The sequence below is a fragment of the Silvanigrella paludirubra genome (assembly GCF_009208775.1).
Taxonomy (GTDB): Bacteria; Bdellovibrionota_B; Oligoflexia; order Silvanigrellales; family Silvanigrellaceae; genus Silvanigrella; species Silvanigrella paludirubra.
In genome coordinates this window covers 225623-236999 of the sequence record NZ_WFLM01000004.1, presented here as the reverse complement: position 1 = coordinate 236999, position 11377 = coordinate 225623, and the positions used below count along the sequence as shown (strand labels likewise).

8 protein-coding genes are annotated in these 11377 nt (G+C 26.8%); 4 read left to right on the top strand and 4 right to left on the bottom strand.

Translation table 11 applies throughout. From position 1 onward, the window contains the following. Window positions 1-2: 2 nt before the first annotated feature. Window positions 3-743 (top strand): beta/alpha barrel domain-containing protein, encoded by a 741-nt coding sequence (locus tag GCL60_RS11725; protein ID WP_153420849.1) that lies wholly within the window; start codon window positions 3-5, stop codon window positions 741-743. Window positions 744-773: 30 nt separating this feature from the next. Here the strand turns inward: GCL60_RS11725 and GCL60_RS11720 are convergent, their stop codons facing one another. From GCL60_RS11720 to GCL60_RS11705, 4 genes are all read right to left on the bottom strand, one after another. Then, window positions 774-1208, bottom strand: coding sequence for a glycine-rich domain-containing protein (locus tag GCL60_RS11720; protein ID WP_153420848.1), 435 nt, complete (start codon window positions 1206-1208; stop codon window positions 774-776). A 445-nt stretch (window positions 1209-1653) separates the two neighbouring features. After that, on the bottom strand, window positions 1654-2631 hold the full coding sequence (locus tag GCL60_RS11715; protein WP_153420847.1) for an L-histidine N(alpha)-methyltransferase: 978 nt from the start codon (window positions 2629-2631) through the stop codon (window positions 1654-1656). Beyond that, a complete protein-coding gene (gene egtB / locus GCL60_RS11710; protein WP_153420846.1) occupies window positions 2628-3878 on the bottom strand; it encodes an ergothioneine biosynthesis protein EgtB in 1251 nt (416 codons plus the stop codon). The genes GCL60_RS11715 and egtB overlap by 4 nt, the downstream gene beginning before the upstream one ends. Before the next feature lie 181 nt (window positions 3879-4059). Beyond that, window positions 4060-5751 carry an SGNH/GDSL hydrolase family protein gene (locus tag GCL60_RS11705; protein WP_153420845.1) on the bottom strand — a complete coding sequence of 564 codons (1692 nt, stop codon included), beginning with the start codon at window positions 5749-5751 and terminating at the stop codon, window positions 4060-4062. A gap of 523 nt (window positions 5752-6274) precedes the next feature. Between GCL60_RS11705 and cas3 the strand changes: the two genes are divergently transcribed. The 3 genes from cas3 to GCL60_RS11690 are packed head-to-tail and all read left to right on the top strand — an operon-like array spanning window position 6275 to window position 11373. Next, complete coding sequence (gene cas3, locus GCL60_RS11700; RefSeq protein WP_153420844.1) at window positions 6275-9250, top strand: CRISPR-associated helicase Cas3'; 2976 nt, start codon at window positions 6275-6277, stop codon at window positions 9248-9250. Window position 9251: 1 nt separating this feature from the next. Beyond that, on the top strand, window positions 9252-10769 hold the full coding sequence (locus GCL60_RS11695; RefSeq protein WP_153420843.1) for a type I-E CRISPR-associated protein Cse1/CasA: 1518 nt from the start codon (window positions 9252-9254) through the stop codon (window positions 10767-10769). Continuing rightward, window positions 10759-11373: a type I-E CRISPR-associated protein Cse2/CasB gene (locus GCL60_RS11690; RefSeq protein ID WP_161998182.1), complete on the top strand. Its 615-nt coding sequence runs from the start codon at window positions 10759-10761 to the stop codon at window positions 11371-11373. The genes GCL60_RS11695 and GCL60_RS11690 overlap by 11 nt, the downstream gene beginning before the upstream one ends. Window positions 11374-11377: the final 4 nt, after the last annotated feature.

Below are 11377 nucleotides of genomic sequence, written 5' to 3'. Positions count from 1 at the left end.
TTATGTTTAAACGGAAAAATATATTAGAATTTTTTTTAAATCAGCAAAAAAAATTAACCGAACTTCAATTAAATGATTGTGCTTTATCTGATAAAAAAAAATTAACAGATAATTATTTTTTAAGAAATCAAATTAAAGTTAATTTTGAACAAAAATTAGAACAAATAAATAAAAAAAATAAGTCCCAAACTTCAATTATTCCTCATTATATTTTAGATCATGATTTTTGTAACCTCTTTCATTTAAAACAAGAGCAACAAGAAAATATTCAAAAAGAAGAGATATATTGTTTATTTACTTCTCCATTACATGATGAGTGGATTGAAACCATTTCAATTAAATATGAAGATTCTATGATTTTAAGATCTGGTTTTTTCACACAAGAATATGAAATATATGATTCTATATTAAATGGCTTTGATGGCATGTTTATTTACAGCCAAGGTTTAGATAAATACCAAATTCAATATCTTACAGAAACAGCAAGAGAATATCGTTTTACAATTATTTTTATTATTCATAATAAAAATGAATTAAATACAATTTTAGATACAGATGCACCTTATTTTGCAGTCTCAGGATTTAAAGCAAATAATTTTGATATCGATCTCTCTTTATTTATTCAACTGGCAAACCACATACCCAAAACAGCAAACCTAATGGCATGGGCTCCTAAATTAGATGATAATAAAAAATTATTATTAGGAAATTTTGGATATAAAGTTGTTTTTGAGGTTTGTTAATGAATTAAAATTATAAAGAAAAAATATTTATCAATTAGTCAAATTATATTTTTCAGGAAATTCTCTAAACCATAAGTTCAAAGTTTCTTCACCTAATTTGTCATATATATAACTATACATATTAGTTAAATCTCTTTCAAAATAAATATTTTCTTTATCTTGATCAACATTAGGCTCGTGATGAATAAATCTTCCAAAGTATTTATGACAAAATTCATGATAATCTTTAGTAAATAAAATAAAATTATGCCACATTTTATCTATGATTAGAGAATCTTCATAGATAAAAATATTAACATTTTCATTTTTATCAAGGTAAGATTCATTACATAACCAAAGCCATTTTAAAGTCTCTTTAAATATTATTTGACTATCATATAAAGAAATTTTATCATAATCTTTTGTAAACTTATTAATAATATTATCATTATTATAAAGCATCACTTCATTTAAAATATTAAGCATATAACCTACTTTATATAAAATTTATCATCCTATTTTTTTAATAATAGGATGATAAATTTTATAAATTATTTATTAATTGCAAAACAAGCGTGACCTGGACACCAACTATTTTTTGATTTTATAAGATTTTTTCTTTCTAACAGAAGTTTTGCGATAAAATCAGATTTTTTCATACAATCTCCAATTTAATTTTAAAGTATTGAGTTTTATTTGAGTCGACTCAAATAAATATTAGCTCTTTTTTAAAATGAGTCAAATATTTACAATCTCCATTTTATTGGTAAATTAATAAATTATTTACTAGAATAATTTTAAATATTTTAATATTTTCTTACAATTTAATCCTTAAAAATAACAAAATAAACAAGTATAATTCATTAAAAAAACATTTTAAAATTAGTGATTTTTTTGAGGTATAGTTTCCAGCTATGATTATGATATAAAATTATGATAATTCTGAATTGAGTTTTTTTACTTTCCAAATAGAATCCACGAACATTTTTTTTTCATCTTCAAGGTTATGAACTATTGAAAATCCTGCGCTTACTGCCATGTCTAAAATATCTTTATCAGAATATTTAAAAGAATTTTCGACATGAATCGCTTCTCCCAAATCAAAATGAAAGGACTCATTTAAAACTTTAAAATAAATTTTTTGAACTTTTTCTGATACTAAAAAACTCTGCATTGCCCCAATCATAGGATTGTATGTGCCAAAATGCGAAAAATCAGATTTTACAAAATTTGCTCCAAGCTCTGTATTCATTCTATCTATTAAATTGAAATTAAATTCTCGAGCTATTCCTGCTAAATCGTTATATGCAGCTATTAACTTAGATATTTCTTTTTTCTTGTCAAAGCCAATAATTAACAAATCTTTACTTGTCATAAGTAAACTTATTTCTTTAAGAAAATTCACCGCTTGATTTGGTTCATAATTGCCAATGCTCGATCCTAAAAAAAGAAACAAACGTCCTGTATGATTTGTCGAAAATTTAAAGGAACTAAAATCCCCTATGTGGTAACTCAGTTTTAAATTTTGAAATTTACTAAGGCGACTTAAGGAGGTTTTTATGGCTGAAAAACTAATATCAACCGCCTTATAATTAAAACCCAATTGTCTCCACCTTAAAAATTGTCTCAAAATAATTTCAGCCTTTGATCCATCGCCAGGTCCAAATTCCACAATTTCGTCAATTTGTGAAAAAAGTTGTTCCAGTTCGGAAAATTGAAATTCTAAAATTTGTTTTTCCGTTCGAGTTAAATAGTATTCCTCTTGTTCCGTTATGAGATCAAATAAATTACTTCCCTTTTGGTCATAAAAATATTTACAAGGAATCTCTTTTAAATTTTTACTTAATCCTTGTTTAACATCCCTTGCAAAATCAATCTCTAAAAAACTCTCTTCGTTATTTATTTTCATTTTATATCCTTAGCGAGACGTAATCCCGTAAAAGCCCATTTTTGAGACGGATAAAAAAAATTTCGATAAGTAGGTCTGAAATGAGATTGAGGAGTAACAATACTTCCCCCTCTAAGAACAATTTGATTTACCATAAATTTTTGATTGTATTCTCCAAAAGCTCCTTTTGGACGTTGATAACCAGGGTAAGGAGAATAAGCGCTGTTTGTCCATTCCCATAAATTTCCTGTAAGACCAAAAAAACAATTTGTCGTTTTTTTGATTATAGGATGAAGTTTTTCAGACTCATAAAAACCATAGGTAGGACCGGAAAAGTATTTACTTTTATAGCAAAGTTCCAACTCAAATTCTGTGGGTAAACGAGCCCCACTCCACTCCGCAAAGGCATCAGCTTCATAATAATTAATATGACAAACAGGAGCATCAAGCTCAAGTGGAAAATAACCGTTTAAAGTATATTCAAACCACACACCCTCTTTTTTTTCCCAATAAAGCGGAGCGAAATCTTTAGAAGAATGGATATAATCCCAACCATCGGATTTCCACAATAAAGGATTTGAGTAACCCCCATCATTAATAAATGCAAGATATTCTCTATTACTTATAGGTCTTGTTGCAAGTAAATAGGGATATTGAAAATATTTAAATTCAGGAGCTTCATTATCAAAATAAAATTTATTTTTTGAGTTGGCACCTATTTCAAATAATCCTCCTTCCATACATAAATATTCATGAGCAAACGTTTCCGATTTAAAAAAAGATTTTTTATTTTGGTAAACTTCATTTAAAAAACATTTACTTAAAATATATTTAATATCCATTAAAAGCAGTTCTTGATGTTGTTGCTCATGATGAAGTCCCAAAATAATATTTTTCTTAACATCATTATTCTCTGAATTAAATAAAAGCTCAAAAATATGATTATCAACAAAACGACGGTATTCCATTACTTTACTAAAAGTGGGTCGCAAAATTTGGCCACGTTCTTTTCGAGGACAATGCTCTCCTTGGCTTTTATAATAGGAATTAAAAGCGAATTGGTAAAAATCATCGATTGGTTTATAATTTTTAAAATAGGGTCTCAAAATAAATTCTTCAAAAAACCAAGAGGTATGTCCAAGATGCCATTTAGGAGGACTTGTAAATTCGATAGGCTGACTCTCAAGAACATCTACAGATAAAGTCTTGCAGATGCTCTCTGAAATTGTGCGTGTCTTTTGATAATATTCTAAAAGTTCATCACTCATGGATTGACCTTACTCTAAAATGAACACCACAGATTTTTTTTTATAAATCATACTTAATAAGAAAACAATTAAATTTTATATTATTTAAAATTTAATTCACTCATAACCATACAGCGCAAATTTTAAGATTAGGTATTATTTTTAAACAATAAGGAAAGCAATTCATTTTCTTTAAACAATTTCAGTCAATAAAATAAAATCCGCTTGCCATTAACTTAGCAACTTCACTGTTGGCCTCTTTGCCACCATGCAAGGCATCAATATAAAAATAATTATCCTGATTACTAGAATTACAATCTTCTTTATATTTAAATAAATCTCCCGATTTTAAAGATACATTTAAAAGATCATTTAATTGAAAATTTTCATTTGGAATTTGAAATATATTTTCAGACAAAAATTTATTCATTTTAGAATTATCTAATGTAAAAATATTTTCCAAGCAGTAATTTTTAATAATTGTTTCTCTATAATATTCCTTTAGATGTTTTTTTTCTTCTAAAACATCATCCATATCTTTTTTTAATTCAGATATGATATCTTTCATTTCATCTTCAGAAATATTTTCCCTCAATTTACTTATCTTATCTTTATTTTTTTCACTGACTATTTTGTTGACAATTGAGATATATTTTTTAGATATTGTTCGATCTATACTGTCATTAACTGCTTTATATAAATCAAATATTTTTATTATTACATCTGGTCTATTTTGCTTAAATTCATATATTTTGTCTTTAAGTTTTTCGTTAAACATAATAGAGTAATTTTGATTCTTATGTTGATAAGATGTGTTATAAAATAAAGGTGTCTTCTTAAAATCGGGAACATTAGAAACAATAAAACTCCGCACTCCTTTTAAATATAGGGTATTTAAATTTGCATTGATACTTTCTATTGCCTTATCAATATTATCCGTATTCTCAGAATAAATAGATGACAAAACATCATTTCCTCCAACGGAAATAATAACAATATCATCAATACCAATTTTGGGATGATCCATTTTTAAGCTATTGACCTGTTCCGTTAGTGAAAATCGATCCATTCCATATTCAACGTAATCCTCAAAACCATAGAGAGCAAATAATGATTTTGTTCCTTTAATTGCTTTTGCACCTGATATGGAGTAATTTGAACCTTTATTTTTTGATCTTAAAACAAGTAAATCCAAGTTCCAACCTGGAGTTAACTCTTTTCCAGTAATTGATTTTGTAAATATTTCAATATAATTTTGAGAACTTACAAGTGTTTTTTCTGAGGAAAGAGGAGATAAATTTATTTCTGGAATAGAATATGGATAATAGTTTTGAATAAAACTCTGTGTTTTTAAATCATTTAGTATTCCATATAGAGCTCCACTATCCGATGTACTGTCACCTAAGACATATATATCTTTATTATCGATCTGAACGGAAAGCTCATAAGGGTTTCCTGAATTTTCTATTGCATATTTTACATTAAAAAATAAATTTTTTTGCGCTGTTTCTAAAAATTTTGCATCTAATTTTATTTCTTTGCCATTTATAATTCGCTCTGGTTTTGCAAACAAGCCTATTCCCGTTAAAATTTTTAAATTAAATTTACCTAAGTTACTTTTATAAATGTCTGAATAACGAACACAGACATCCTGAGACGTATTTGCTTTTATAACAATTAAGGACATTCGATTTTTATTGCCATTGCATCCAACATCAAAATTAGGAAACTGCTTTAATTCTAAAAGCGCTGAGTTATTTGTATTATTATGAAAAGTTATTTTTGCATTTGCAGAATAGCCAAACGCATTTGTAGAATACAATACCAAAGAAGCACAAACAAAAGACCTTAAGGTTTTTTTGGAATTATAGAAAGTAGAAAAATGATAAAGCATATGTATCCTTTCATAAAAAAATTTTGTTAAATTATATAAAAAGCAATTTTATGATTAAAACTATATTATTCATTTTTTTATTATCGAAAATAATCTTAATTTAAATATCTAATATAAATAGAATAAAATTTAGTTACAAATTAACTAAATTAAACGAAAATTTTGTGAAATAATTTCGTAATCAAATAGTTACTTAAAGTCAAGTTTTCAATAGACTTTAATTCTATCATAAACTAATAAAATTTATTTAATTGTTAACAAAGGTTTTAATTCAAGATTAAATAAAAATATGATATTTTTAAATTACTTTGCAAAAATCTTAATAGAGAATAAAACCACCGATATATTATAAAAAAAATAATTTTCCTTATATTCCTAAAAAATTAGAATATAAATAGAAAATATCTAAAAAAATTGTATTTCATTGTTACATATTAAAATAATCATTACAAATGGTTGCATATTTTAAAAAAATAAAATATTTAATTTAGTGTAAATTTTATTATTAAATAGGCTTATTATTATGCATAAATTTGATATTCATTTACTAGAACGATTTAAATTTTTAGGCTGGGCCAAAGTAAATAATAACAGCATTCATAGTACATTTCATTCCATTATTTATCATTTACTTGATTCCGCTGCATGTGCAAATGAAATTATCCAAAGAGAACCTATTTTAAGAAAAATAATTGCTCCTTTTTTAAATGAAATTTATTCAGATTCCATCATAAATAAAATATTTTCATTTTTTGTAGCTATGCATGACCTTGGAAAAATGTCTCCAGGGTTTCAATCCTCTCTAGGATTAAAGAATAGCCATCTGACTCCCATGCAACAATGGAAATCACATGAAAAATATTGGAAGGGAATAAATAGAGCCTTTCATGAAAAATTTAATATCAATCATGGCTTTGTGAGCGCCGATTCGTTGATAAAATATTTTTATAGCAAAAATCAAAATTTAAATAAAAATTCTTTCTTAGTTCATTTTGCAATTGCTGTTGGTCATCATCATGATAAAAATCAAAAGTTAAGCCCTGAAGAACTTTTTAATAAAATTGAATATTATTATATCCAAAATAGCTATAATGGCGACTCCTCTTGGCAAGAGCTAAGAGAAGTATTGATCGAATCTATATGGGAAATTATTTTTGAAAATGAACTCAAAATAGAAAATTTTATAAATCAATTTTCATTTCAAGAAATGGAATTGAGTCCCCATTACGAAGTTTTATTTGCTGGATTAGCCTGTGCCGCGGATTGGATTGCTTCAAATGAAAAGTTTTTTAAGTACGAATTTTCTGTTAAAAATAATTTAGAATTAATCAATTATTATCAAGAAAAAAGACAACAGGCAAAAAGAATTTTAGAGGGCAATATTTTTTGGGGAAATCAAAATTCTCAATATTTTGTAGATCAAAATTTTAAAAATATCTTTAAATTTTTTCCAAGATCTTTTCAAAATGATGTTTTAAGTATTGTTACCCAAAACGATTCCGCAAGTTTGACTATTTTAGAAGCTCCAATGGGTATGGGAAAAACGGAGGCTGCTCTTTCCTTTTTAATGTCGCCTTTTGCAAAAAAAAGCAGAGGGCTCTATTTTGCATTACCAACCCAAGCAACAAGCAATCAAATGTTTGAAAGAGTGAATCACGTTTTAAATTCCTTTTTTCAAGAAAGAGGTTCCACGGTTCAATTACAAATTTTACATGGAAATAAAAAATGGAATGAGCTGAACCTTGAACTCCTCATAAATTCAGAAGCATCACCTTATTTGTCTTCCTTAAATGATGATGTTGAAGAGGTCTACGATGAAGAAATACAAAGCTATTTATTTAATGGAACAAACAAAGGAACATTAGCGAGCTCATGGCATGAAACATCACGTACAGGGTTACTAGCTGAGTTTGGAGTTGGGACAATTGATCAAGTTCTTCGTTCTGTTTTATTAAATGAAAAACATTACTTTGTAAAACTGTTTGGTCTCGCTGGTAAAACTATTATATTAGACGAAATTCATGCTTATGACGCTTACATGGATGAAATGATATCTAGATTACTAGAATGGCTTGGTCACAATGGATGCCAAGTGATACTCATGTCCGCTACCTTACCTAAAAATAAACGTGAAAATTTTTTAAGCGCCTTTGCGCAAACCAATATAGAAACAGCAAAGGAAGGTTTTCCAAGAATTTCATCTGTTGCTTTTCAACAACCAAATTCATTTCATGAAAAAATATCAGAAACAAAAGACCTTCAGTCTAAAAAAACCCCCCTTAAATTTATTGAAATTGAAGATTATTCCTATTTAGTTTCAAGCATTTTAAATGATATCGAAACTACAAATTTTGATGGCCAATCACGAGTCATTGGCATTGTTTGCAATACGGTAAAAACGTCTCAAGAAGTATATAAAGCATTTGAAAATCATGGCATTCATAAAGAGTTTTTAATTCTTTTTAATGCGCGTTTTTCTATGGAAATAAGACAAGAAAAAGAAAATGATATTAAAAATAATTTAGGCAAATCTGAATTTAAAAAATTTTTAAATAACGAAGAACATCTAAGGCCAAAATTCAAAATTATTATTGCTACACAAGTGATTGAACAGAGTTTAGATATCGACTTTGATTTTATGTATTCCTTTTTATGCCCTGTAGATCTTTTACTTCAAAGAATGGGAAGACATTTTAGAAGATGTCGCTGGGAATTAAATACGAATATGGAATTTAAACCAACGCACTTTGGGGTCATACATGAAAAATGCGATGAAAATGATTTACCTACTTTCAATCTTTGTAAGGGAACAAAAAAAGTATACTTTGAGTCGCTTTTATTAAAGACATATAAAGTATTAAAAGAATTTTTATCTAAAAATAATAATCTTATTGATGATATTTTTGATTTAGAAGCCCTCATTCAAAATGTTTATAATGAAAACAGCGAATATAATGAGATTCAAAGAATTGCAAAGCTCGAATCTGAAATGGAAAGAAATAATTCTCATAATATCAAAAAAGCAGAAGCAGGGCTTCATTATTCTCCAAAACAATATAATAAAATAAGTAACTTATTAAAATCAAATTGGTTTTTAGACACAAATAAAGAAAGAAATAGACCCTATTCAATAAATGCCAATACCCGTTTATTTGACAATAGCAAACAAATTTTAATCTTTATTTATTTAGAAAATAAAAAATACCTATTAAACAATAAAAACGAATTAGAACTGTTACCTCATTTATTGAGCACCGAACATTCTGATCTAAAAAAAATAGTGGGTATGCTAGTTACTTTTCCAGGTTATTTAATAAATAATGACATTATAAATTCTTTTAAAGAAAACCAAAAAGATCTTCAAAACTCAAAGTTTCTTAAATATTATGATTCGCTAAACTTCAAATGGAATGGTCAATACGCTTCTATTAAATATGATAAAATTGAAATTCGTTATTGTGCACATTATGGTTTACAAGTCTTAAAAAAAGAGGAATAAAATGAATATTAATTTTAATAGTAATATTTATGATCATATAAAATGGATCCCTGTGACAGATTTTAATGACAACAAAGTTTTTTTAACTTTAAAAGAGTTATTTTTACAAAGTCATTTATATAAAGATTATTGTTTAGACAGTATACCTGAAAAAATATCTATCCAGCATTTTATTAATTTTATTGGAAAAGCTTTTTTTAGGAAAAATCCGGATTATGAATTGCTAGATAATATCAAAAATACGAATGAATATAGTTTAAAATTAAGAAAAGATATCACAGTATATTTAGATAATTATGCGGAACATTTTCAACTTACTGGGCCAAAATTCTTTTTTGCACAAAGACCATTTTATGCAAAATTAACAGACAAAGACTCCGTTACACCAATTGCAAAGCTCATACCTGAAATTGAGTCAGGAAACAATGGTAGTTTTTTTACAAGAGCATCTGAAAATCCTCCCCCTAAAAAATCAATTAATGAAACTATTTTCGCATTACTTCAAGGTCATTTACTAAATTATGGAGGAACTGGAGGCGGTTTTAAAAATGAGAAAACAAGTTTTACTGATACAGTAACTGCAAGATCAATTTCTACATTCATAAAAGAAGAAACATTGTCCGATACTATATTTAAAAATATTTATTTATATCACTTATACAATTTAAAATTTAATAATTCAAAAACAAATGAAATAAATCAAATTCCTACTATTTGGGAATGCTCTGATCATGGAGATTCTATTTTCCAAAGTTTAAAGAGTCTTTCTGGCTGTGAAGCTTTTGAGAAGTTTGGTTATGAAAGAATGTATAAAATTGATTGGCAATATGACGATGAGACAAATAAACCCTATGCACAATATGTAAAAATGGCTCAAGGTATAGAAAAATCTGAAGAAATTGAACTATTTTATCCCGCATTAATTACTTCGAAAGATAAAAAAGAAGAGGAAAATATTTATATCAAAGCTAAAAAAGAAAAAGTAATTTGGCGTGATATTGACTCCATTGCTCAAAAATTTTCACCTCTTTTTTCTGATTTTAAAAACTTTTTAGGAACAAACTTTAATATAGAAATTCTTGCTTTATATACGGATAAAGCAAAAATTGAAGGTTCTATTCGTTCCTATTTTTCTTTACCTTTAAATATTCTTTCACCTGAAAAATTAATCACTTTGAAAGATTGTCTTAAAATCATTGAAAACAATTCCATCTATTTAAAAATATTATTTAAAAAAGCAATTCAATTTTCTCTAAATGACGATAAATCTTCAATTGATGAATCCAACTCTTTGGAAAGTTATTGGAACCACATTGGTTTGTATTTTACTAAAAATGCAACGCTAAAAAGAATAGCAGATAATGAAGATGATTTAGAGTTAAAAAAAGATCTCTCTAAACAAATTTATTTTGCAAAAGAAAAAGCGATTGAAAAATTTATTCAAAATTTTCCAGATAAAAAAGCTAAATTTAAAATGATGGGATATTTGTATAAGGAGTTAAAATATGATGGAAAATAAACGAGATCTGTCAGACTCAATTCAAAGTTATTTTTATGGTGTTTCATCCTCAATACACAAATTGCTCGAAGAAAGGGAGCTTAAAAATACTTCAATATCTAAAGAGCTTGTATCAAAATTAAAATCAGCAAGAAAAAAACCAGAGCGTGAATATTTAATTTATTATGTTCTTTCAAAGTATCCTGTCTCTTCCTATTTATCCTCTAAGCATTTTCCGACCTACATAGAAAATGATATAGATGAAACTATTCGACTTATTGCACCCATGCAAGCAGAACTTGGATATTCAAAAGAAGAGAAATCCGACACCTTAACTTATAAAAATTTTGGATGCTCATTGGCTCATTTTTTATCAAATAATGATAATAAGTCATACGAAAATATTGAAAAAAAGTTTTTAGATATATTAGCCTCTCCAAAATCACAGTTATCGACGCGTCTCTATTCATTGATATCAATCCTGCAAGGCTCTTCCATAAATTTAAATATCAATTGGCCTCATTTATATTATGATATTTTTAATTGGGAAAATAATAGAAATGTTCAAAATAAGTGGGCAATCGAGTTTTATAAAAATTTGCGTAAAGATAGTGACCATATTTAATTAA

Coding starts and splice junctions, on each gene's coding strand:
- GCL60_RS11725 (WP_153420849.1), top strand. CDS start 3: ATGTTTAAACGGAAAAATATATTAGAATTTTTTTTAAATCAGCAAAAA.
- GCL60_RS11720 (WP_153420848.1), bottom strand. CDS start 1,208: ATGCTTAATATTTTAAATGAAGTGATGCTTTATAATAATGATAATATT.
- GCL60_RS11715 (WP_153420847.1), bottom strand. CDS start 2,631: ATGAAAATAAATAACGAAGAGAGTTTTTTAGAGATTGATTTTGCAAGG.
- egtB (WP_153420846.1), bottom strand. CDS start 3,878: ATGAGTGATGAACTTTTAGAATATTATCAAAAGACACGCACAATTTCA.
- GCL60_RS11705 (WP_153420845.1), bottom strand. CDS start 5,751: ATGCTTTATCATTTTTCTACTTTCTATAATTCCAAAAAAACCTTAAGG.
- cas3 (WP_153420844.1), top strand. CDS start 6,275: ATGCATAAATTTGATATTCATTTACTAGAACGATTTAAATTTTTAGGC.
- GCL60_RS11695 (WP_153420843.1), top strand. CDS start 9,252: ATGAATATTAATTTTAATAGTAATATTTATGATCATATAAAATGGATC.
- GCL60_RS11690 (WP_161998182.1), top strand. CDS start 10,759: ATGGAAAATAAACGAGATCTGTCAGACTCAATTCAAAGTTATTTTTAT.